The organism is Pantoea sp. OXWO6B1 (assembly GCF_001641135.1).
Taxonomy (GTDB): domain Bacteria; phylum Pseudomonadota; class Gammaproteobacteria; order Enterobacterales; family Enterobacteriaceae; genus Pantoea; species Pantoea allii.
Map to the genome: position 1 here is coordinate 909,144 of NZ_LWLR01000001.1, position 21,585 is coordinate 930,728.

21 protein-coding genes are annotated in these 21,585 nt (G+C 52.4%); 14 read left to right on the forward strand and 7 right to left on the reverse strand.

Features of this window, described 5'->3' with window-relative positions; translation table 11 throughout:
* The first annotated feature begins 15 nt into the window (after positions 1-15).
* The gene (locus tag A6A26_RS06525; protein WP_014606944.1) at positions 16-228 is read left to right on the forward strand and encodes a CsbD family protein; all 213 of its coding nucleotides are present in this window, start codon (positions 16-18) and stop codon (positions 226-228) included.
* Positions 229-344: 116 nt separating this feature from the next.
* Here the strand turns inward: A6A26_RS06525 and zur are convergent, their stop codons facing one another.
* Positions 345-866, reverse strand: a complete 522-nt coding sequence (zur, locus tag A6A26_RS06530; protein ID WP_063877985.1) for a zinc uptake transcriptional repressor Zur — start codon at positions 864-866, stop codon at positions 345-347.
* A gap of 438 nt (positions 867-1,304) precedes the next feature.
* On the opposite strand from zur, the gene traF reads away from it, so the two are divergent.
* The 3 genes from traF to pspG all read left to right on the forward strand — a co-directional run bounded on the left by traF (position 1,305) and on the right by pspG (position 4,100).
* Positions 1,305-2,576, forward strand: a complete 1,272-nt coding sequence (gene traF, locus A6A26_RS06535) for a conjugal transfer protein TraF (RefSeq protein ID WP_063877986.1) — start codon at positions 1,305-1,307, stop codon at positions 2,574-2,576.
* A 99-nt stretch (positions 2,577-2,675) separates the two neighbouring features.
* Positions 2,676-3,671: a tRNA dihydrouridine(20/20a) synthase DusA gene (gene dusA, locus A6A26_RS06540; RefSeq protein ID WP_063877987.1), complete on the forward strand. Its 996-nt coding sequence runs from the start codon at positions 2,676-2,678 to the stop codon at positions 3,669-3,671.
* A 162-nt stretch (positions 3,672-3,833) separates the two neighbouring features.
* Positions 3,834-4,100, forward strand: a complete 267-nt coding sequence (gene pspG, locus A6A26_RS06545) for an envelope stress response protein PspG (RefSeq protein ID WP_063877988.1) — start codon at positions 3,834-3,836, stop codon at positions 4,098-4,100.
* A gap of 182 nt (positions 4,101-4,282) precedes the next feature.
* Here pspG and A6A26_RS06550 read toward each other — a convergent pair whose 3' ends face one another.
* A complete protein-coding gene (locus A6A26_RS06550) occupies positions 4,283-5,266 on the reverse strand; it encodes a quinone oxidoreductase (RefSeq protein ID WP_063877989.1) in 984 nt (327 codons plus the stop codon).
* Between the two features lie 96 nt (positions 5,267-5,362).
* Between A6A26_RS06550 and dnaB the strand changes: the two genes are divergently transcribed.
* The 6 genes from dnaB (at position 5,363) to A6A26_RS06580 (ending at position 10,291) form a co-directional block, all read left to right on the forward strand.
* Positions 5,363-6,769, forward strand: a complete 1,407-nt coding sequence (gene dnaB / locus A6A26_RS06555) for a replicative DNA helicase (protein ID WP_063877990.1) — start codon at positions 5,363-5,365, stop codon at positions 6,767-6,769.
* A 126-nt stretch (positions 6,770-6,895) separates the two neighbouring features.
* Positions 6,896-7,387 (forward strand): Lrp/AsnC family transcriptional regulator, encoded by a 492-nt coding sequence (locus tag A6A26_RS06560; RefSeq protein WP_063877991.1) that lies wholly within the window; start codon positions 6,896-6,898, stop codon positions 7,385-7,387.
* 185 nt (positions 7,388-7,572) lie between these two features.
* Positions 7,573-8,187 carry a YitT family protein gene (locus A6A26_RS06565; RefSeq protein WP_063877992.1) on the forward strand — a complete coding sequence of 205 codons (615 nt, stop codon included), beginning with the start codon at positions 7,573-7,575 and terminating at the stop codon, positions 8,185-8,187.
* A gap of 41 nt (positions 8,188-8,228) precedes the next feature.
* On the forward strand, positions 8,229-9,422 hold the full coding sequence (locus A6A26_RS06570; RefSeq protein WP_156506645.1) for an amino acid aminotransferase: 1,194 nt from the start codon (positions 8,229-8,231) through the stop codon (positions 9,420-9,422).
* 126 nt (positions 9,423-9,548) lie between these two features.
* On the forward strand, positions 9,549-9,965 hold the full coding sequence (locus A6A26_RS06575; protein WP_063877994.1) for a secondary thiamine-phosphate synthase enzyme YjbQ: 417 nt from the start codon (positions 9,549-9,551) through the stop codon (positions 9,963-9,965).
* Positions 9,966-9,967: 2 nt separating this feature from the next.
* Complete coding sequence (locus A6A26_RS06580) at positions 9,968-10,291, forward strand: MmcQ/YjbR family DNA-binding protein (protein ID WP_063877995.1); 324 nt, start codon at positions 9,968-9,970, stop codon at positions 10,289-10,291.
* Positions 10,292-10,329: 38 nt separating this feature from the next.
* Here the strand turns inward: A6A26_RS06580 and A6A26_RS06585 are convergent, their stop codons facing one another.
* Both A6A26_RS06585 and uvrA read right to left on the reverse strand, forming a co-directional pair.
* Positions 10,330-11,394, reverse strand: coding sequence for an NAD(P)-dependent alcohol dehydrogenase (locus A6A26_RS06585; RefSeq protein WP_063877996.1), 1,065 nt, complete (start codon positions 11,392-11,394; stop codon positions 10,330-10,332).
* Positions 11,395-11,620: 226 nt separating this feature from the next.
* On the reverse strand, positions 11,621-14,449 hold the full coding sequence (gene uvrA / locus A6A26_RS06590) for an excinuclease ABC subunit UvrA (protein ID WP_063877997.1): 2,829 nt from the start codon (positions 14,447-14,449) through the stop codon (positions 11,621-11,623).
* A 224-nt stretch (positions 14,450-14,673) separates the two neighbouring features.
* Here uvrA and ssb1 point away from each other — a divergent pair, with 224 nt between their 5' ends.
* On the forward strand, positions 14,674-15,225 hold the full coding sequence (ssb1, locus tag A6A26_RS06595; RefSeq protein WP_063877998.1) for a single-stranded DNA-binding protein SSB1: 552 nt from the start codon (positions 14,674-14,676) through the stop codon (positions 15,223-15,225).
* 90 nt (positions 15,226-15,315) lie between these two features.
* Here the strand turns inward: ssb1 and A6A26_RS06600 are convergent, their stop codons facing one another.
* Both A6A26_RS06600 and A6A26_RS06605 read right to left on the reverse strand, forming a co-directional pair.
* Positions 15,316-15,909, reverse strand: a complete 594-nt coding sequence (locus A6A26_RS06600; RefSeq protein WP_063877999.1) for a DUF1349 domain-containing protein — start codon at positions 15,907-15,909, stop codon at positions 15,316-15,318.
* 72 nt (positions 15,910-15,981) lie between these two features.
* Positions 15,982-16,500 carry an isochorismatase family protein gene (locus tag A6A26_RS06605; RefSeq protein WP_063878000.1) on the reverse strand — a complete coding sequence of 173 codons (519 nt, stop codon included), beginning with the start codon at positions 16,498-16,500 and terminating at the stop codon, positions 15,982-15,984.
* A 125-nt stretch (positions 16,501-16,625) separates the two neighbouring features.
* Here A6A26_RS06605 and A6A26_RS06610 point away from each other — a divergent pair, with 125 nt between their 5' ends.
* Both A6A26_RS06610 and A6A26_RS06615 read left to right on the forward strand, forming a co-directional pair.
* Positions 16,626-17,453, forward strand: coding sequence for an AraC family transcriptional regulator (locus A6A26_RS06610; protein WP_063878001.1), 828 nt, complete (start codon positions 16,626-16,628; stop codon positions 17,451-17,453).
* 76 nt (positions 17,454-17,529) lie between these two features.
* Positions 17,530-18,489: a DMT family transporter gene (locus A6A26_RS06615; protein ID WP_063878002.1), complete on the forward strand. Its 960-nt coding sequence runs from the start codon at positions 17,530-17,532 to the stop codon at positions 18,487-18,489.
* A gap of 912 nt (positions 18,490-19,401) precedes the next feature.
* Here A6A26_RS06615 and A6A26_RS06620 read toward each other — a convergent pair.
* Complete coding sequence (locus tag A6A26_RS06620) at positions 19,402-19,797, reverse strand: transposase (protein WP_063878003.1); 396 nt, start codon at positions 19,795-19,797, stop codon at positions 19,402-19,404.
* A gap of 525 nt (positions 19,798-20,322) precedes the next feature.
* On the opposite strand from A6A26_RS06620, the gene A6A26_RS06625 reads away from it, so the two are divergent.
* The gene (locus A6A26_RS06625; protein ID WP_063878004.1) at positions 20,323-21,579 is read left to right on the forward strand and encodes an oligosaccharide flippase family protein; all 1,257 of its coding nucleotides are present in this window, start codon (positions 20,323-20,325) and stop codon (positions 21,577-21,579) included.
* The last annotated feature ends 6 nt before the right edge of the window (positions 21,580-21,585 follow it).

Genomic DNA, 21,585 nt, shown 5'->3' on the forward strand with positions numbered 1-21,585 from the left:
ACGTGGAGGTCTGCAATGAATAAAGACGAAGCGAGTGGTAACTGGAAACAGTTCAAAGGAAAGATGAAAGAGAAATGGGGCAAGCTGACCGACGATGATATGCAAGTCATTGAAGGTAAACGCGATCAGCTGGTCGGAAAAATTCAGGAACGTTACGGCTACGCGAAAGAAGAAGCGGAGAAAGAAGTAACGGCCTGGGAAGGTTCCAACAAAGATTACCGCTGGTAATCACGCTTTCAGGGACGCTCCTACCCGGGTCGGTACGCTCATGCCGGCCACCGCACAAGGATGTGCACATTAACCCTGTAACCCTGTAACCCTGTAGCCTTGTAATCCCAACCCTGTTAACCCCGTTTACCGCGCTTTTTCCCTTCAGTCTGATGGTCGTGATCACAATGTTCATGATGTTCACAGGCCTCAACTTCAGCACAGTTCTCACATAAGCCATGGGCTTCAATCACGCTATGGCGTAGCACAAAGTGTGCCTCCTGAGCCAAAGACGCGATGATCTGCTCTGCGCCTTGAGCCTGCTTCTCTGTCACCCCAGCACAGCGATCGCAAACCAGCATAACCGACGTATGCGCAGGCGCTTCGAAGTGATGACACATGACATAGCTGTTATTCGATTCAACCCGATGAATAAAACCCTGTTCGAGCAGGAAATCCAGCGCACGATAAACGGTAGGCGGCTTAGCCTGCGGCTCGCTAACCCGCAACTGATCAAGCAGGTCATAAGCACTGATAGAGCCTGGCTGTCCGGCCATCAACCGTAGCACTTCTGCTCGCTGGGTCGTCAGGCGAACACCGCGCTGTAAACACAGCTTCTCAGCCTGGGTCATAATTTGCTCTGGCGTCATGGTTGACATGGCGTTTCTCCGCTAGACAGGTGATGTTATCTTATCACAATAATTGTTATGACGTTGAACCTTGCCGCCAGCCAGACAGCGCCCGCTTACACGCTTCTGTTTCTTCCCTTCCATTCGCTTATCCTTTGTCGACAGCTGGCTTCGTACCAGTCTGTTTCAGAATGTTTATAGATATTTTTTACTTTTACTTTACATCTCACTGAGTTAAGAACTAATGTTTAAATGTTCTTAATAAAGTGCTGGCCCAGACTGGATTTGCCTGAAGCATTTTCGGCGGGAACCTCACATATCGGATCGAAAAACAATCAATCCACGGAATTGCGCCACTATTTACTCTGAATTCACAGCAATAAAGCGTTAGCAATCCTCCACAATGGAGCTAACAAACTATTCAGTCGTTAATGTATTAACGGCAATATTTCAGGTGATGATAAGCAAATGGCAAAATTAACCGTTCCACGTTCCGTTCTGGTTTTTCCTGCAGTATTCAATGCCCTGGTTTTTTCATCTTCCGCGCTGGCCGCCGGAACCTGGTATGATGCCCGCAACGACGCCATGGGCGGAACGGGCGTGGCGTCCTCAAACTACGGTTCGGCTGTGTTGGCTAACCCGGCGTTAATGACCAAAGCCAGGCCCGACGATAACGTCAGCATTATTATTCCCAGTGCCGGTGTGCAAATCACGGACAAAGACAAGATGGTCGATAAGATCGATACCATCACGGATACGGTAAATCGCTATCAGGATCTGTTCGGCAACGCCACAGGATTTGAGCTGTTACGCCGTATCCCGCAAATCCAGGCTGCCTCCGGCGACTTAGCCAATACGCTCAGGGATTTACGCGGTAATAAAGCCAATGCCACAGCGGGTGCGGCGATCGCCGTAACCATTCCCAATGAAACACTGCCTTTTGCCTTTATCACCAAGGCTTACGGTACCGCGCACGTTCGCGCGAATGTGAAAGAAGGTGACATCGTTATTCTGCAGGGCGTTGCTGATGGCACTTTTGCAGGTATTCCTGGCGGTGCCTTTGGCCTGGCGAACGTTCAAAACCTGCTGGGCTCCAGCGCGAATGGCCTGGCGGCGTTGAATACGGATTACGGTATTTCCGTTGCCCATGAGTTCACGATTGCCGGACAACCTGTCTCAATCGGTATTACGCCAAAACTGCAAAAAACCTGGCTGTATAATTACTCCGCCAGCGTCTATAACTACGACAAAAACGATTTGCGCGACGGTCGTTACCGCAGCACCGAAAGCGGTTTTAACATCGATGCCGGTGTGGCGACGGTCTTTGCCGAAAACTGGACGCTGGGCGTGACCGGACAAAACCTGGTTTCCCGCGATCTGCAAACGAAAGAAGTGAACGGCTATCGCGATACTTACGAAATTCGCCCATTAGTGACGGCGGGCTTAGCATGGGATAAAGGCCCCGTTACCCTGACCGGTGATGTTGATCTGACCGAAACCCACCGCTTTAAATCGCAGGAAAACAGCCAGTACGCTGGCGTAGGTGCGGAATACCGCGTGCTGGAGTGGTTGCAGTTACGTGCCGGTTACCGCGCGGACATGCGTTCTACTGATGAAAACGTGGCCACAGCCGGTTTCGGTGTGTCACCGTTCAACAACTCTGTGCATCTGGATCTGGCTGGCTCAGTGGGCCAAAACAATACCTGGGGTGCAATGGCACAGCTTGGATTTAATTTCTAATCCCTTGCCATTAACGGGCGGGCGATACCTTGTCGTCCGCCCTTATGCTATCCTTGCGCAGAATATCATCACTGTTAACTACCGGATCGACTGCGCTTCATGACCGATACTTTTTCATCCCAACGCTTTTCTGTTGCCCCCATGCTCGACTGGACCGATCGTCACTGTCGCTACTTTCATCGTCAACTCACTGCGGACACGCTGCTGTATACCGAAATGGTAACGACGGGCGCAATCATTCACGGCAAAGGCGATTATCTGGCATACAGCGAACAGGAACATCCGGTCGCGTTGCAACTGGGCGGAAGCGATCCCGCCGCCCTGGCACAGTGTGCGGCGCTGGCGGAACAGCGCGGCTACGATGAAGTGAACCTCAATGTGGGTTGCCCGTCAGATCGGGTACAGAATGGTCGCTTTGGGGCCTGCCTGATGGCGGAAGCAGGCCTGGTGGCAGAGGGTATCAACGCGATGCGCGATGTGGTGGATATCCCGGTAACGGTTAAAACCCGTATCGGCATTGACGATCAGGACAGCTATGCTTTCCTTACCGACTTTATCGGCACCGTGGCAGAGCGCGGTGGCTGTGACACCTTTATTATCCATGCCCGCAAAGCCTGGCTTTCTGGCCTCAGCCCGAAAGAGAACCGTGAGATCCCGCCGCTGGATTATCCGCGGGTTTACCAGTTAAAGCGCGATTTCCCGCAGTTGACGATTGCGATCAACGGTGGCGTGAAAACGCTGGAAGAGGCAAAAATGCACCTTCAGCATCTGGACGGCGTGATGATGGGCCGTGAAGCCTATCAAAACCCCGGAATCCTGGCGCAGGTGGATCATGAGTTATTTGGCCGCGATCGCCCTGCGGTCGATCCGGTCGCGGTGGTGCGGGCTATGTATCCTTATATTGAAGCGGAACTCACCAAAGGGACTTACCTTGGCCATGTTACGCGCCATATGTTGGGCCTGTTCCAGGGGATTCCTGGCGCACGTCAGTGGCGACGTCACCTCAGTGAAAACGCCCACAAGCCCGGTGCCGATGTCCGTGTACTGGAGGCGGCGCTAGCCCTGGTCGCCGACAAAATTCCTCAGGAAGCATAATCCTGCAAAACCAGCCATCCGGCTGGTTTTTTTAACACCATTAGTTGGTTAATTTCATCAATTGTGGGTTTCGTTTTTTTTGCTATTTCTATTAAAATCAAAAGGTTAACCTTTGGCGCGTTTCTTGTAATAGTCAGTGTATTGATAACGAGGAGCTCCAAAATGGATATTCTTTTTGTGTTGGGTTTTTTCCTGATGCTGTTACTGACCGGCGTGTCCCTGTTAGGCGTGATTGCTGCCCTGATCGTCGCCACGGTGGTGATGTTTGTAGGTGGCATGTTGGCGCTGATCGTGAAGGTTCTGCCTTGGTTAATCCTGGCGGTGGCAGCGGTATGGCTTTATCGCCGCTTTTTTACAGACGAAGAGACGCGCCGACGCAACAGGCTTAAACGCCGCTTCAGTCGGCTGGAAAAAGACGGCTGGTACTAAATGTGTCCGGGATCACAGGGTGTGACATTGCCGGTAAGATAATGGCCGGTGGCCATACTTTTTACTTATGTTTTCTGTCAGGATAAGTCGCGTTGTTTCATAACATATTCATCGCTTCTGACCCTACATCAGTGCGAATGAAAAATAAAAAAAAGGGCTTCCTGCGGGAAGCCCTTTTTATTTCAGGGAATTAACAGGCTGGAGCCATGCGTGGCCCGGCTCTCCAGAGCCTGATGCGCTTTACTGGCCTCTTTAAGGGCAAATTTTTGCTGCTCAGGCACATCGACCTTAATCGCGCCACTGGCCAGCAATGAAAACAGCTCGGCACTGGCCGTTTCCAGTTCCTGACGATTGGTGATGTATCCGAACAGGGAAGGTCGGGTAACGAATAGCGATCCTTTCTTGTTCAAAATACTGAGATCGATATTGGTCACCGGCCCCGAAGCATTACCAAAACTCACCATCAGCCCCTGACGACGCAGACAGTCCAGCGAGGCTTCCCAGGTGGCTTTACCTACCGAGTCATAGACCACGCCAACCTTTTCGCCCCCGGTCAGTTCCATGACGCGCTGAGCAATATCGTCTTGCTGATAATTAATCGTGGCCCAGGCGCCAGCATTTTTTGCCAGCGTCGCTTTTTCGGGGGAGCCGACGGTACCAATCAGGTGCGCGCCTAGCGCTTTCGCCCACTGACAGGCAATCAGCCCGACACCACCGGCAGCCGCATGAAACAGGAAGATTTCATCTGGTTTCACCTTGTAGGTCTGACGTAGCAGATACTGAGTAGTCAGCCCTTTCAGGAAACTGGCGGCCGCCTGCTCAAAGCTAATGGCATCCGGTAACAGCATCAGGCGCTCTTCCGCCACATTATGCTGTTCACTGTAAGCACCCAGTGCCGCCTGGCAATACACAACGCGATCGCCGGGCTTAAACCGTGTCACAGCCGAGCCGACACGCGTCACCACGCCAGCCGCCTCGGTGCCCAGGCCTGACGGGAAATGACTGGCTGGATAAAGCCCGCTGCGAATGTAGGTATCAATATAGTTGATGCCAATCGCTCGATTTTCTACCTGGATTTCATGCTCAGTGGGATCGGCAAGCTCAAAATCGACCCAGCTTAAAACCTCGGGACCGCCGTGTGCGTTGAACTGAATACGCTTTGCCATTCTTACTCCTGTGATTGTTTCATCATGAGGGTGAGGCGCGCCCCTTAACTGAGGTATACTTGCGCGTCCCCACAGAAGATCGGTAATGCATTCACTATGGCAGGAAATAAACCCACCAACAAATCGAACGAAACGCAGGATCGCCAGTTGGAAGGCGTGAAAATGCCCCCGCATTCGCTGGAAGCGGAACAGTCGGTGCTGGGTGGGTTAATGCTGGATAACGAGCGCTGGGACAACGTGTCCGAACGCGTCGTGGCTAATGATTTTTTCAATCGCTCGCACCGTCTGATCTTTTCCGAGATGCAGCGTCTGCTGGAAAACAGCAAGCCGATAGACCTGATCACCCTGTCTGAATCGCTCGAAACGCGCGGCGAACTGGACATGGCAGGCGGCTTCGCTTACCTGGCAGAACTGGCAAAAAATACGCCCAGTGCTGCGAACATTGGTGCCTATGCGGATATCGTACGCGAACGCGCAGTAGTACGTGAAATGATCGCCGTGGCAAATCAAATTGCCGATGCCGGTTACGATCCCCAGGGACGCAGCAGTGAAGATCTGCTGGATTTTGCCGAGTCGAACGTATTCAAGATTGCTGAGGCGCGGGCGAATAAAGATGATGGTCCAAAGAATATTGAGCAGATTCTTGAAGCCACCGTTTCACGCATCGAATCGCTGTATCAGACGCCGCATGATGGTGTTACCGGGGTGGATACCGGTTACCAGGACCTGAATAAGAAAACGGCGGGTCTGCAGCGATCAGACCTGATTATTGTGGCCGCCCGTCCGTCGATGGGTAAAACCACCTTTGCCATGAACCTGTGCGAAAACGCCGCCATGCTACAGGACAAACCGGTGCTGATTTTCAGCCTGGAGATGCCCAGCGAACAGATCATGATGCGTATGCTGGCCTCGTTGTCGCGGGTCGATCAGACGCGCATTCGTACCGGCCAGCTCGACGATGAAGACTGGGCGCGCATTTCGGGAACGATGGGGATCTTGCTGGAAAAGAAGAATATGTATATCGATGATTCTTCTGGCCTGACGCCGACCGAAGTGCGTTCTCGCGCGCGGCGTATCTACCGTGAAAACGGTGGACTGAGCATGATCATGATCGACTACCTGCAGTTGATGCGCGTACCTGCCTTGTCGGATAACCGTACCCTGGAGATCGCGGAGATTTCCCGTTCGTTAAAAGCGCTGGCAAAAGAGCTGAATGTGCCTGTGGTGGCCCTGTCCCAGTTGAACCGCTCTCTGGAACAACGTGCCGATAAACGCCCGGTGAACTCGGATCTGCGTGAATCCGGGTCGATCGAGCAGGATGCTGACTTGATCATGTTTATTTATCGCGATGAGGTTTATCACGAAAACAGCGATCTTAAAGGGATTGCCGAGATCATTCTGGGCAAGCAGCGTAACGGCCCCATCGGAACCGTGCGCCTCACCTTTAACGGTCAGTGGTCACGTTTCGATAACTACGCCGGACCGCAATACGACGACGAGTAATCCTGTTATGCGCCGACATGCACGATCTGTGCATGTCGCTTACCACCGTACGAAATAGTGTTGGACAATCCCGCAGATAATCGGGTTATCTGTAGCAAAGCGACACTCCTACGCGATGGAAACAGCATGACTCATGTAGACGATTACGATCTAAAAATCCTCACTCTGTTACAATCCAACGGCCGCCTTACCAATCAGGAACTCAGTGATTTAGTGGGTCTTTCTGCGTCGCAATGCTCACGTCGTCGTATCAATCTTGAACAGGCAAACCTGATTCTTGGCTATCACGCCCGCCTGTCGCCGGACGCGGTAGGTCTTGGCATGGTCGGGTTGATCGAAGTGCGTCTTATCAACCACACCGCTGAGTATGTCGAGAGTTTTCATCAGATGGTGGCGCAGGAAGAGGCCATTGTTGATGCTTATAAAACCACCGGGGATGCCGACTACCTGCTAAAAGTGGCGGTGGCCGATTTAGCCTCACTCAGTGCGTTAATCAGCCAGCTGTTAGCCGGGCACCAAAGCGTTTCCCATGTTAAAACGTCGGTTGTGCTGGGCAGGCTTAAAGAGAATGGTCTGATGATGAGTGCTGAGCCCGCTGTGCGCCAAAAAAGCGCATGATGTGCAAATGTGGTGCGATGAATCGTCAATCTATGCGTTTTTTGTGCGCCACATAAATCGACTATGCACGATTCGCCCTGTCAGAGCCGATGACACAGGCGGATGAAGACAACCGCGTTTTCCGCACACTAAGGCTGGCGTAGTTATTGCATCAGTGCGTCATTCCTTCGCACTGAGAAAGTATTATGGATAACCTTGTACAACCCGTTGATATTCCCCATTCTCGTCTTGAAGACGCGCTGGCTATTCTGCTCGGCACCTTAATGGTCTCGTTTGGCGTGATCATGCTGAAGCAGGCGGGTGCCCTGACCGGCAGTACGGCAGGCATCGCATTTTTAATCAGCTACCTGTCGCCCGTCTCTTTTGGCAGTGCCTTCTTTCTGATTAACATCCCGTTTTACTGGCTGGCCGTAAAGCGTATGGGCTGGGAATTTACCCTGAAAACCTTCAGTGCCGTGGGCCTGGTGTCACTTTTTACCCACCTGCACCCGTTATTTATGCATTTTTCCACGCTGAATCCTTTTTATGCGGCATTGTTCGGTAACGTCATCATGGGCATTGGGTTTATAGTGTTGTTTCGTCACAAAGCCAGCCTGGGTGGAATCAATATTCTGGCGCTCTGGTTACAGGACCGTTTCGGCATTCGCGCCGGTAAACTGCAAATGGCAGTGGATACCTGTGTGGTGCTGGCGTCGCTGTTTGTCGTCAGCCTGCCGATGTTGCTTGCGTCTGTCGCCGGCGCAGTGGTGCTTAATTTGATTATCGCAATGAACCATCGTCCCGGGCGTTACAGGGTTTAGTGGCCCTTTTTATTTCAAGACCAACCATGGAGATCTGCACCGTGTTCCAAAACGTTGATGCCTATGCTGGCGACCCTATTTTGTCGCTGATGGAAGCCTTTAAACAGGACCCGCGCGAGCATAAAGTGAACCTGAGTATTGGGCTTTATTACAATGAGCAAGGCATCATTCCTCAGCTACAGGCCGTTGCCGATGCTGAAGAACAGTTGCGTGCCGAGCCGCAGCAGGCTTCTCTCTATCTTCCGATGGAAGGGTTAAGCAGCTACCGCAACGCGATTGCGCCCTTGTTGTTTGGGGCCGGGCATCCGGTACTGAAAGCGGGCCATGTTGCATCCATCCAGACATTAGGCGGTTCGGGTGCGCTCAAAGTGGGTGCGGATTTCCTCAAGCGCTATTTTCCACAGTCAAACGTTTGGGTCAGCGATCCGACCTGGGAAAACCATGTCGCCATTTTTAGCGGCGCAGGTTTCGAGGTAAATACCTATCCCTGGTATGACCCGGAAAGCAACGGCGTGCGGTTTGACGCTTTCCTCAGCAAGCTGAAAACATTGCCCAGCCAGAGCATCGTGCTGCTGCATCCGTGCTGTCATAACCCGACCGGTGCTGACCTGACGAATGCGCAGTGGGACGAAACCGTCGCGGTGCTGAAAGCACAGGAACTGATTCCGTTTCTCGACATCGCCTATCAGGGCTTTGGTGCAGGTATGGAAGAAGATGCTTACGCGATGCGTGCGGTTGCCGCGGCGGGCTTGCCTGCGCTGGTCAGCAATTCATTCTCAAAAATTTTCTCGCTCTATGGCGAGCGCGTCGGTGGACTTTCCATCGTGTGCGACAGCGCTGAAGAGTCCAGCCGTGTTCTGGGCCAGTTAAAAGCGACCGTGCGTCGTAACTATTCCAGCCCGCCGAATTTCGGCGCGCAGGTGGTGGCACGCGTGTTAAACGATCCTGCCCTAAAGGCGAACTGGCTGGCAGAAGTGGAAGCGATGCGCCTGCGTATTATCGACATGCGTCAGGCGCTGGTACAGGTGATGAGTACGGCGTTGCCGGGTAAAAGCGTTGACTATCTGTTAAAGCAGCGCGGGATGTTCAGCTACACCGGCCTGAGCGCGCAGCAGGTGGATCGCCTGCGAGAAGAGTTTGGCGTTTATCTGGTTGGCAGCGGTCGTATGTGCGTGGCGGGCCTCAACAGTAAAAATGTCCATCAGGTAGCAGAAGCCTTTGCTGCGGTAATGTAATTCTCAGCCGTCGCAGGTTCTGGCCGCCAGCATTGTCTGGCGGCTTTTTTATTTTTACGGTTCGGGTTTACCTTTGCGCCACATTCTGCACACTTAAATGGTCTGACAGATTCAGGAAAAAAATGTATGTGGCATCAACAAACCTTGACCTTAAGCGCGAAATCACGCGGTTTTCATCTGGTCACTGACGAAATCGTGCAACAGCTGACAGGTTTACGTGATATCAGGATCGGACTGGTGCATTTGCTGTTGCAACACACTTCAGCCTCACTGACGCTGAATGAAAACTGCGATCCGACGGTACGACGTGATATGGAACAGCACTTTATGCGTCATGTCCCGGAAGACGCACCTTATCAACATGATTATGAAGGCCGTGACGATATGCCCGCGCACATTAAGTCGTCCAGTCTTGGCGTATCGTTGACGTTGCCTGTGCAGCGTGGCCAGCTGGTATTGGGAACCTGGCAGGGTATTTGGTTGGGTGAGCATCGCATTCACGGTGGTGCCCGACGTATCGTTGCCACCCTACAAGGGGAATGATGATGAATAACTCAGAGTTACTGACCTATTGCATGAGCAAACCTGGCGCTGAGCAAAGCGTTCACAGCGACTGGAAGGCCACACAGATTAAGAGCAACGGCGTGCTGTTTGCCATGGTTCATGAAGTGAAAGGTCGACCGGCGGTGTCGTTAAAATCCACGCCTGCGCTGGCTGAACTGATGCGGGATGAGCACAGCGATGTGTTCCCCAGTGAACACCTGAATAAATCCCACTGGAACACGCTGTTTCTGGATGGCACGCTAAAAGATTCGCAAATCTACTATCTGGTGGATGCCTCTTTTCAGCAGGCTGACGCCGGACGATAAGGTCCCTCCCCCGAGGCGGGAGAGGGCGAACGGCAGCGTTATGCCGCAGATTCGTTACGCAGCGTATTGATATCAATAACAAAGCGGTATTTTACATCGCTTTTCAGCATACGTTCGTAGGCATCGTTAATCTGATCCATAGCAATCAGCTCGATATCTGAGGTAATGCCATGCTCGCCACAGAAATCCAGCATTTCCTGGGTTTCAGCGATGCCGCCGATCAGCGAACCGGCAACACTGCGACGTTTAAAGATCAGGTTAAACACCTGCGGTGCCGGGTGATCATGCTCAGGCGCGCCCACCAGGGTCATATTGCCGTCACGCTTCAGCAGGGTGATAAAAGGGTTAAGATCGTGCTGGGCTGCGACGGTGTTCAGGATGAAGTCAAAGCTGTTGGTATGCTGGGCCATCTGGTCGGCATCTTTAGAGATTACGACTTCGTCCGCACCCAGGCGTTTACCATCTTCGATTTTTGACGGTGAGGTGGTAAACAACACCACATGCGCGCCCATCGCATGTGCAATTTTCACGCCCATGTGACCCAGACCGCCCAGGCCGACGATACCGACTTTTTTACCCGGACCGACGTTCCAGTGACGCAGCGGTGAATAGGTAGTGATACCGGCACACAGCAGCGGTGCAACGCCTGCCAGCTCAAGGTTTTCGGGAATACGCAGCACAAAGCTTTCATCCACTACCATCGAGGTCGAGTAACCGCCATAGGTAATGGCACCTGTTACGCGATCTTCACCGTTGTAGGTGCCGACAAAACCGTTTTCACAGTATTGTTCCAGCCCTTCCTGGCAGCTTGGACAGCTACGGCAGGAATCCACCATACAGCCGACGCCGACCAGATCGCCCACTTTGTATTTTTGCGTATCCGGGCCAACAGCGGTAACGCGACCGACAATTTCGTGCCCAGGTACCACAGGGAAAATCGTGTTTTTCCACTCATTGCGCGCCTGATGTAAGTCAGAGTGACAAACGCCACAGAACAGCACTTCAAGCTGTACGTCATGAGCACGAAGCTCACGCGGTTTGAAATCAAACGGTGCCAGTTTGGATTTTGCATCCTGAGCAGCATACGCATGGGTAATGTTCATGGAGTCTCCAGTTAAGGTGTGTCGTGATTTTTGAATCAACGCCGCAGCATAAAGCGCGCAGCAAGAAGGTGACGCCAGGGGCGTACCAAAGAGGAACGGATTAAGGATAGTCAGGGGATCGAAAAGCGTATATGCCTATACGTGTCTGAATCTTGCCTGATTCTGCATTTATCCGGTTAAACAGAGCAGTTCTGAAAAAAAGCCCGCCAGAGGCGGGCGTGACAATTTATTTTTTCAACAAGGGTTTGAGGAAACGCGCGGTATGGGATTTCTCGCACTCCGCCACCGTTTCCGGCGTACCCGACACCAGGATTTCACCGCCGCCGCTGCCGCCTTCTGGCCCCAGGTCGACAATCCAGTCCGCCGTTTTAATCACGTCCAGATTGTGCTCAATCACCACAATGGTGTTGCCTTGATCGCGCAGCTGATGCAGCACTTCCAGCAACTGCTGGATATCAGCAAAGTGTAACCCGGTGGTCGGCTCATCCAGAATATACAGGGTTTGACCGGTACCGCGTTTTGACAGCTCACGCGCCAGTTTCACACGCTGGGCTTCACCGCCGGAGAGTGTCGTTGCCGACTGACCCAGGCGGATATAGGACAAACCCACGTCCATCAGCGTTTGCAGCTTACGCGCCAGCGCCGGTACGGCATCAAAGAACTCGCGTGCCTCTTCGATGGTCATTTCCAGCACTTCGTGAATGCTTTTGCCTTTGTATTTAATCTCCAGCGTTTCACGGTTATAGCGTTTGCCTTTGCACTGATCGCACGGCACATAGATGTCCGGCAAAAAGTGCATCTCAACTTTCAGTACGCCATCACCCTGACAGGCTTCACAGCGTCCGCCACGGACGTTAAAGCTGAACCGGCCAGGATTGTAACCGCGTGAACGGGACTCCGGGACGCCGGCAAACAGCTCACGTACCGGCGTAAAAATACCGGTATAGGTTGCCGGGTTTGAGCGCGGCGTTCGGCCAATAGGGCTCTGATCGATATCGATAACTTTATCGAAATGCTCCAGTCCGACCACCTCGCGGTAGGGGGCCGGTTCGGCAATCGTCGCGCCATTCAGGGCGCGCTGTGCAATCGGGAACAGCGTATCGTTGATGAGCGTCGACTTCCCTGAACCGGAGACACCGGTGATGCAGGTAAACAGGCCAACAGGCAGCGTTAACGTCACATCCTTAAGGTTGTTGCCCCGTGCGCCGGTGATTTTCAGCACCTTAGACGGATCGCCTTTCACCCGCGCTTTTGGCAAGGCGATTTCGCGTTTTCCACTGAGGAACTGCCCGGTCAGGGAGGCTTCTTCGGCCATGATCTGGTCGACGGTCCCTTCCGCGACAATCGATCCACCGTGTACCCCTGCGCCGGGACCGATATCAATCACGTGGTCGGCGGCACGAATCGCATCCTCATCATGCTCCACCACAATCACCGTGTTGCCCAGATCGCGCAGGTGAATCAGCGTACCAAGCAGGCGCTCGTTATCACGCTGATGCAGGCCGATGGAAGGCTCATCCAGCACATACATGACACCGACCAGGCCAGCACCGATCTGACTGGCCAGGCGAATACGTTGTGCTTCACCGCCCGAGAGGGTTTCAGCGGAGCGCGACATCGACAGGTAATTCAGGCCAACGTTGACCAGAAAGCTCAGGCGATCGCCAATCTCTTTCAGCACTTTCTCGGCGATTTTAGCCCGCTGACCACTCAGCTTCAGGTTTTCAAAAAACGACATGGCGTGCCCAATACTCATTTCTGAGATGGTGGGCAGCGTGGTATTTTCCACGTAGACGTGGCGCGCTTCACGCCGCAGACGCGTTCCTTCACAGCTGGTGCAGGCACGATTGCTGATAAACTTCGCCAGCTCTTCACGCACCGCCGACGACTCCGTCTCTTTATAACGGCGTTCCATATTGTTCAGCACGCCCTCGAACGGATGACGGCGCACCGAGGTATCACCACGGTCATTGATATATTTAAACTCAATGCTCTCTTTACCAGAACCATACAGGATGACGTTACGCACGTTGTCCGGCAGGCTGCTAAAGGGCGCTTCGATATCAAACTTGAGGTGCTCAGCCAGCGAGCGCAGCATCTGGAAGTAATAAAAATTGCGGCGATCCCAGCCGCGGATTGCGCCGCCGGCCAGCGACAGCTCCACATTTTGCACCACGCGATCAGGATCAAAATACTGCTGCACGCCCAGACCATCACAGGTTGGGCAGGCACCGGCAGGGTTGTTGAACGAAAACAGGCGCGGCTCCAGCTCACTCATGCTGTATCCGCAGATCGGGCAGGCAAAGTTAGCGGAGAACAGCAGTTCTTCGGCGGCATCATCGTCCATATCGGCGACAATCGCCGTACCACCAGACAGTTCCAGCGTGGTTTCGAACGACTCGGCAAGGCGCGTCGCTAAGTCATCGCGCACTTTGAAGCGATCGATAACCACTTCAATGGTGTGTTTTTTCTGCAGTTCCAGTTTGGGTGGATCGGAAAGATCGCACACCTCGCCATCGATCCTGGCGCGGATATAGCCCTGCGTAGCCAGGTTCTCCAGCGTTTTGGTATGTTCACCTTTACGATCTTTCACCACCGGTGCCAGCAGCATCAGACGACGGCCTTCAGGCTGCTCAAGAACCTGGTCAACCATCTGGCTGACCGTTTGTGCCGCCAGCGGCACGTCGTGATCCGGACAGCGAGGTTCACCCACGCGGGCAAACAGCAGGCGCAGGTAATCGTGGATCTCAGTGATCGTTCCCACTGTAGAGCGTGGGTTATGCGAGGTGGACTTTTGCTCAATGGAGATAGCCGGCGACAAACCCTCGATATGATCGACGTCCGGTTTCTCCATCAATGAAAGAAACTGGCGCGCATAAGCAGAGAGCGACTCCACATAGCGGCGCTGACCTTCCGCATACAGCGTATCAAACGCCAGAGATGACTTACCGGACCCTGACAGGCCAGTAACCACAATGAGTTTGTCGCGAGGAATCGTCAGGTTGATGTTTTTCAAATTATGGGTGCGGGCACCACGAACTTCGATCTTATCCATTCACCTTTCCCGGATTAGCAGCACTCACCGCGCCATACGACACGGCCAGAATAAACGCATCATTATGGCACAAAAAATAGACTGAACAAATATCCAGTAGTTTTTTGCTTTTTAAAGGGAGATGATTAAAAATGGAACACCTCTCTAAACTGGGAAACCAGGCGCGGGACGTGTTAGAATTGATCGTTTAGAGTTTACGTAAAAATTCATCGGGAGACAGCAACATGGCCAGTCGTGGCGTTAACAAAGTGATTCTTGTCGGGAATCTGGGTCAGGATCCGGAAGTACGTTACATGCCAAATGGTGGCGCTGTCGCCAACATTACGCTGGCTACCTCGGAAAGCTGGCGTGATAAACAGACCGGTGAAAACAAAGAAATCACCGAATGGCACCGTGTCGTGCTGTTTGGCAAGCTGGCTGAAGTTGCCGGCGAATATCTGCGTAAAGGTTCTCAGGTCTATATTGAAGGCCAGTTGCGCACCCGTAAGTGGCAGGACCAGGGTGGCCAGGAACGTTACACCACGGAAGTGGTGGTGAACGTTGGCGGCACCATGCAAATGTTGGGTGGACGTCAGCAGGGCGGTAACGCGCCAGCAGCAGGCGGCGGTCAGGGCAGCAACAACGGTTGGGGCCAGCCTCAGCAGCCACAGCCGCAGCAGGCGAACAATAACCAGTTCAGTGGCGGCGCGCAGTCTCGTCCTCAGCAGCAGCCAGGCGCACCGGCCAGCAACAACAATGAACCACCAATGGATTTCGACGACGACATTCCGTTCTGATTAAGACATTGCGTCGTTGTGCCGTATTGCAAAAGCCCCTACAGGGGCTTTTTGTTTTTCTGCATGTGTTCTGGCGTGACGCGATTCCCTTCAGCTCAGGTCATGCAGGGCCTTATCCAGCGGCGGGGTCAAAGACAGGTCCTGAAATGCCACGCTCAGGCCAGCGCGTTCTGGTGTGCAGCACATGACACCGACGTTAACGCTGCCCGCCGGGAAAGGGCACAAACGCAGTAACGGCCAGCGTTGACCATCGGTTGAATACTGCAGTCTCAGGCTGTCCCCTTTGCGCGTCAATCTGAGCCAGAATGCCCGCGCATCGCCGGGAAAGATGCCCGTGGCCCAGTCAGACTGGCCAAGCGTCAATACGCTGCCGATGGCGGGCGCACCATCATTATATTCAATGCCCGCTTTCAACCAGTGCTGCGCATCGCGCATCAGCATCAGTCCGGCCTGATCGTACAGCGTGGTAAAATCCGCACAAATTTTGACCTGGAAAGTAAAATCCTCCTGCATTTCCGTGGCAAAGATATGCCCGGAAAAACGTTCAAATCCATACCAGGTCTTATGCCAGAAATCCGTTTTTTCATCGGTGACGACCTGCAACGTGCCGTCATGATACCGCCACTGTGCAGGTTCATTGATCCAGGAAAAGGATTCGAACACGGCGCCTCCAAAATGCGTCATAAGTCATAGCCTTACCGTTAAGAGTAGTCAGAGCATAAAGTATAGGCTCAGGTGCCTTTTGGTTGGTCGCCGCTACCGCCATTCAGCCAGCAGGGTTTCGGTATTGACGACGCGCGGCACGTTACCCGGCAGACCAAACCCTGCCCACACTTCATTATGCTGACCAATTAATTGCTCCGCGCTGACGTAAGTGCGGTCGGCGGTGGTGTGCGCATCGGCTGCCACGGTGATGCGATAACCTAAACTCGCGCCCACTTTAATGGTGGTATCAACACAGTAGTCGGTGGCACAGCCACAAATCACGAAGTCGGTAACCGATAAAGTGGTCAGCAGCGACGCCAGGGGCGTTTGCCAGAAGCTGTCGCACGCGGTTTTGGTGATGTAATGCGCATTCTGGGGTTGTTCAATATCAGGTAACAGGGCAAACGCATGGCTGCCTTCCGTCATGTTTCCTTCGCGATGCTGAATAAACAGGGTAATGTCAGCCTGTCTGATCAGCCGGTTGATCTGGGCGACTCGCCCTGCGCGATCGAAACGCGGCGATGCAAACACACCATTTTGCATATCAACTACCATTACTACACGCTGCATGATCGTTCCTTGTCAGGATGCCTGTTAGCAGTGTTGCGTATTCAAACGGGGATGACAATCTTTGCCTGTCGTCGTGCTTTGCGGGCAATATAAAAGACGGTGTCGCATATAAAAGGAGAGGTGACGTGGAGGGCATTCCTGCGGTTTTCCCCTGTGAAAAAGATCGCGCGCAGTTTAAGCAATCGCCTGAACTGCCCGGCGTGGAGCTTTATCAGGCACATATCTCTCGTTACGCATTTGAACCACATACGCATGAAGCGTTTGGCATTGGGACGATTGAGGCGGGCGCGCAACGTTTTCGCTATCGTGGTACGCAGTACACCGCACCGGCGCATTCGCTGGTGATGATGAATCCAGATGAGCTGCACACCGGCGAATCGGCCTGCGAAGAGGGCTGGCGTTATCAAATGATTTACATCCAGCCGCAGCTGATGGATGAACTCAGCGGTGACCGCGGCTGGTGGTTTAACGACGCGCTCAGGACGGATATCCGCCTGGCACAACCGTTATCGCAGGTTCTCTCGACGTTGTGGCACGCCGAAACGGCGCTGGCACGTTACAGTTTGTTATCAGAACTGCTGCTTCATCTGCGCCCGTTGGCGCGCATGGCCTCTCCCCGCAAAGCGGAAGCCAGGCATCGCTTCGACAAGGTGCGCGACTACCTGCGTGCGAATCTGGCTGAACCGGTCAGGCTGGAGACGCTGGCAGCCTTAGTCTCATTATCGCCCTGGCATTTTTTACGGGCTTTCCGCGATCGTTTCCACGTGACACCTCAGCAAATGTTAATGGCGTACCGACTGTATGAAGCCAAAGAGAGGCTGGCGCAGGGCGAGGCGATCGCCAGCGTGGCCGCTGCGGTGGGCTTGACCGACCAGGCGCATCTCACGCGCGCCTTTGCTAACCGTTATGGCATTACCCCAGGGCGTTATCAGAAACAGATAATCTCGCGATAGCCTGAGCGCAATTTGCTACAAGCCTTTCTTGCCTGATTTGGTCACACTGATGTTAAAACTCAGACAGGAAAAAACGATGTTGATGGGGATACTGTTTGCCCTTGCCGCGGGCATGATGTGGGGGCTGATTTTTGTCGGACCGATCCTGGTCCCGGATTACCCGGGCACCTTACAGTCGGCGGGACGTTATGTGGCTTTTGGGCTGATAGCCCTGCCGCTGGCCTGGCACGATCGTCATCGACTGCGTCAGCTTACGTCCGCTCACTGGCGGGAAGCCTTGAAGCTGTCGCTGATCGGCAACCTGTTTTATTACGCGTTTCTCGCCAATGCTATCCAGCGAACGGGCGCGCCGGTTTCCACCATGATTATTGGCACCTTACCCATCGTTATCGCCGTCACCGCTAACCTGTGTTACGGCCATCTTGAAGGACGGCTGTCCTGGCGGCGGCTGATCCCGGCATTGATGGTAACAGGAGCCGGCCTCGTCTGTGTCAATGCAGCAGAGTTGCAGTCGCAAGGCGCGTCGCTTGATGGCCGCCGTTATCTGACGGGGATTGGCCTGGCGGTGATGGCAGTCATCTGCTGGACCTGGTATCCGCTGCGTAATGCGCGCTGGTTACGAACCCATCCCCAACTTAAACCCGCCACATGGGCGACAGCCCAGGGATTAGTGACTCTGCCGCTGGCCCTGATGATGTACGCGTTGGTGAGTGCGCAACTGGCGTGGCAACGGCCCGACTTTGCCCTGCCATTTGGTCCCCGACCGCAGGTGTTCGTCTCATTAATGTTGATTATCGGGCTGCTCTGCTCATGGGTCGGGACCTTATGCTGGAACGCGGCCAGCCAACGCTTACCCACGGTTTTAATGGGGCCGCTCATCGTGTTTGAAATTTTGTTTGGGCTGTTATGGACTTTTGTCTGGTATCAAAGCTGGCCACCGGCCTTAACTTCCGCTGGTATTACTTGTCTGATCCTGGGCGTGGTAGGGGCCATGCGGATTAAACCTCAACCCCGGGTGACCGCCATCGATCCCTGATAATAATTACCGCTTGTGATTGATTATTACCAGGGGTGATATTCACGCTTTTTCAGATAATGCCTCACTCAGGATTGGCGAAATAATGCCGAAATCGGCCACTGGTACGGCGAAAATCGGCGCCCAACAGTTAAATGCCACGCACTGTTCCCGGCAAAATGCGATCTCACCCGGCCATTTACCGCCGTGCAAAGCCTTATTTTGAGCAAAAAATAGACAGTTTTGTCCAGGTTGCGACCACGATTAACCTTCAAATGGCATTGATCGGGGGGCGATGTGTATCCTGGAAGCGAATTTAACGCCCGAAAACCAGGCTGCCAGGCCGTTTGGTTAAGATAATTCCTTATAAAAAACCCCCTTTTACTCCAGCTATCCCTAATTAAATCGGGATTTCACCACGCTTCGCTTTTATTTAATGTTTAACAATGGGCATCAATAGCACCCCACAAGCGGTATTTGCTGAAGAAAGTGATAAGTAGCAATAAACTATTTTTCTGGGATTATTCTGGGCTTTTTTTACCTTTTTATGCTGTTGGAAATCATTCCGCGATCGGCAAAAAATTTCTCAGGGCCAGCCTGGGCTGAAAAAAACAGCATGTTGGCCTGGATATCATTACCAGCACTGAACATAAAAGCACAGGGGATATAGGTTCTTTTAGGGATGCTAATGAAAAAAAAGAGAGACGCCAATCTCACCGAAATGAGATTGGGCGGATAAAAGTGGCGTAGATAGCGAGACTTTTGCTGTTGTGAATCAATTTTACCGCAAAAAAAGAAGCGTAACCGCCAATCCATTCATTAATTACGGACTGGGCGAAGCGCACCACCATAAATGTCCTGTTAAATGCTCTTCATCTCTTCTGGTAAGAACAAATCGCAGCGATGTGGCCATTAAAAGCCGTCATCTCACTATTAGCGGTTATCAGAACCGGCTGGGTAATGATAAACGCTACGGCTTATATCCAGTAAACGGCAGCTGCGCCGGGTTCCAACATCAAAAGTGCTCTGTAAGAAGTTGACCGCCTGACGTTTGTCATTCGTGGTGAAGAAGTTCTTCAGGACGCTTTGTAGCATTTCCTTATCCGAGTTGAGCGCATGCAGTTCGCGCGTCAGAGACTGAACTTGTTCTTCCAGTTCTTTGATTTTTCTGCCTTCTTCTGAAGATAACCCAGAGAACTTCTTCTTCCAGCTGTAGAAGGTTGCCTCAGAGATGCCAAGCTCCTCACAAATCTCTTTAACTTTAACGCCCGATTCAGAAGCTTTAATGGCATTTGTGATTTGATCTTCGCTATATCGTGACTTTCTCATAAATGCTCTTACCTTTCTTATCAATTAATGGATGAGAATTACTTTATTAACCTTTGGTACTGTATGATTTCATTGAGTGCCGTATTTAAATACGTACGTTAAATTGCGAGGGTTAAATTAAGATATTTAGAATAAATATCATCATGGGATAAATCTTATTTTATTCTGATCGGGATGCCGCGCCTTCCTGGCATGCGGTTTTTGATATAAATTCATCGCATCCCAAAGATAAAAAACGACTGTAAATTTGATATTCAACATTCCTTGACCTGTTTTATTATGGAAGGGTGGTTTTTGGAAACATTATTGATTTCACTTTGAAATCGTTTCCAATTGGCGGTATTCGGGCCAGGTATAATCAGAATTCTCCTGAATTCACTCGATAAAATAAGACCCGATTCTCATTTCCGAGCCGGACTGGCTTGATGTTTATAATTTCGCTTTGAAATTTAAACGCTTATTACTTCGCCCCCAGGGATGGGGATGCCGAAGCGGTAGAGGTAGAGTAATACTAAGGAATAGTTGATGAAATTGAGCGTAATGGCTAATGCCGCCTGGATGATGTCTGAAAAGATTATCTCCGTTTTTGGCGTCATTTTCGTGACGTCTTATGTGGCCAAATCCTTTGGTCCGACCCTATTTGGTCAGATGGCGTTTTCAACGTCATTATTTGCCATGGTGCAAACCATAGCCATATTTGGCACTGAAACTATTTTGTTTAAACGTGTCAGTAAAAATGCGACAAAAGCTTTACGTTTAATGCGCATTGCACGCACGTTGCGTATGGGTTTATTACTTCTTACCTCGGTGCCGGTATTAATTTGGGTTTGGTACAACATGCAGGAAAATTTCCTGGCATTTGCGCTGGCCTCATTTGTGGCGTCTGTTTTTGTCACGCAGGACACCTTTAGCGTCTACAACAACGCGCGTTTAGCTTCAAAGCTCAACGCCGTTGCGAATGCGGCTGGCATGCTGATGAGCTTTGCTCTGAGCTTTACCATTGCCTGGTTACGCCTTAACCCACTGTGGCTAACGCTGTCAGTGGTCACGGTGACGTTAGTGCCCTACGCCATCAAACGCTACACCTTTTACCAGGCGCATCAGGATCGGCTCCCGCCGCCGGCGACGCGCACGCTGTATTTGCGTTACCTGATGTATGCCGGATTGCCGCTGGCGATTTCCAGCATCTTTATTTCTATACAGGTAAAAGCCGCGCAGATGTTTTTGGCAGGCATCGCGTCTGCACAAGAGCTGGGCTTGTTTGCCGCAGCCAATACCATCGCCGCTTCATGGATTTTTATCCCGGTCGCGCTGATTACCTCGTGCTTCAGTGAAATTTTTCGGGCGCGCGGTGATGAAGCGATCAGGCTGACGGCGCGGCTCAATGGCTACGTGATGGCCGTGTCCCTGCTGATGCTGCTTATCGTTGCGCTGTTTGGCGAACAGATCATCACGGCGTTGTATGGCCCGGCGTTCAGGCAGTCGGGCCAGCTCATCACCCTGCTGTCGATAGCGACCAGCTTTTCGGCACTGGGAACCGTCGCGTATCGCTACATGGTGAAAGAAGGGGGCTTTGATTATTTACTGAAGAAAATCATTTGTCTGGTGATCATCAGCATGCCGCTTTCCTGGTGGCTAATTCAGGACTACGGCATTACGGGAGCCGCATGGAGCGTTTTTCTTTCAGAGCTCCTGTCCCTGACCGTCATGAATTATTTTTTTAAACACGGCGTTATTCAAAAAATCCAGGTTTCCTCACTCAACTACAAAACCTACAAATGAGGTCAA

What these genes read in the sequence shown, in the direction of transcription:
- dusA (WP_063877987.1), top strand. Translation starts at nt 2,676, where the DNA reads ATGACCGATACTTTTTCATCCCAACGCTTTTCTGTTGCCCCCATGCTC.
- A6A26_RS06565 (WP_063877992.1), top strand. Translation starts at nt 7,573, where the DNA reads ATGGATAACCTTGTACAACCCGTTGATATTCCCCATTCTCGTCTTGAA.
- dnaB (WP_063877990.1), top strand. Translation starts at nt 5,363, where the DNA reads ATGGCAGGAAATAAACCCACCAACAAATCGAACGAAACGCAGGATCGC.
- pspG (WP_063877988.1), top strand. Translation starts at nt 3,834, where the DNA reads ATGGATATTCTTTTTGTGTTGGGTTTTTTCCTGATGCTGTTACTGACC.
- A6A26_RS06560 (WP_063877991.1), top strand. Translation starts at nt 6,896, where the DNA reads ATGACTCATGTAGACGATTACGATCTAAAAATCCTCACTCTGTTACAA.
- A6A26_RS06580 (WP_063877995.1), top strand. Translation starts at nt 9,968, where the DNA reads ATGAATAACTCAGAGTTACTGACCTATTGCATGAGCAAACCTGGCGCT.
- A6A26_RS06600 (WP_063877999.1), bottom strand. Translation starts at nt 15,909, where the DNA reads ATGACGCATTTTGGAGGCGCCGTGTTCGAATCCTTTTCCTGGATCAAT.
- A6A26_RS06620 (WP_063878003.1), bottom strand. Translation starts at nt 19,797, where the DNA reads ATGAGAAAGTCACGATATAGCGAAGATCAAATCACAAATGCCATTAAA.
- A6A26_RS06550 (WP_063877989.1), bottom strand. Translation starts at nt 5,266, where the DNA reads ATGGCAAAGCGTATTCAGTTCAACGCACACGGCGGTCCCGAGGTTTTA.
- A6A26_RS06615 (WP_063878002.1), top strand. Translation starts at nt 17,530, where the DNA reads ATGTTGATGGGGATACTGTTTGCCCTTGCCGCGGGCATGATGTGGGGG.
- A6A26_RS06605 (WP_063878000.1), bottom strand. Translation starts at nt 16,500, where the DNA reads ATGCAGCGTGTAGTAATGGTAGTTGATATGCAAAATGGTGTGTTTGCA.
- A6A26_RS06525 (WP_014606944.1), top strand. Translation starts at nt 16, where the DNA reads ATGAATAAAGACGAAGCGAGTGGTAACTGGAAACAGTTCAAAGGAAAG.
- A6A26_RS06575 (WP_063877994.1), top strand. Translation starts at nt 9,549, where the DNA reads ATGTGGCATCAACAAACCTTGACCTTAAGCGCGAAATCACGCGGTTTT.
- ssb1 (WP_063877998.1), top strand. Translation starts at nt 14,674, where the DNA reads ATGGCCAGTCGTGGCGTTAACAAAGTGATTCTTGTCGGGAATCTGGGT.
- A6A26_RS06625 (WP_063878004.1), top strand. Translation starts at nt 20,323, where the DNA reads ATGAAATTGAGCGTAATGGCTAATGCCGCCTGGATGATGTCTGAAAAG.
- traF (WP_063877986.1), top strand. Translation starts at nt 1,305, where the DNA reads ATGGCAAAATTAACCGTTCCACGTTCCGTTCTGGTTTTTCCTGCAGTA.
- uvrA (WP_063877997.1), bottom strand. Translation starts at nt 14,449, where the DNA reads ATGGATAAGATCGAAGTTCGTGGTGCCCGCACCCATAATTTGAAAAAC.
- zur (WP_063877985.1), bottom strand. Translation starts at nt 866, where the DNA reads ATGTCAACCATGACGCCAGAGCAAATTATGACCCAGGCTGAGAAGCTG.
- A6A26_RS06585 (WP_063877996.1), bottom strand. Translation starts at nt 11,394, where the DNA reads ATGAACATTACCCATGCGTATGCTGCTCAGGATGCAAAATCCAAACTG.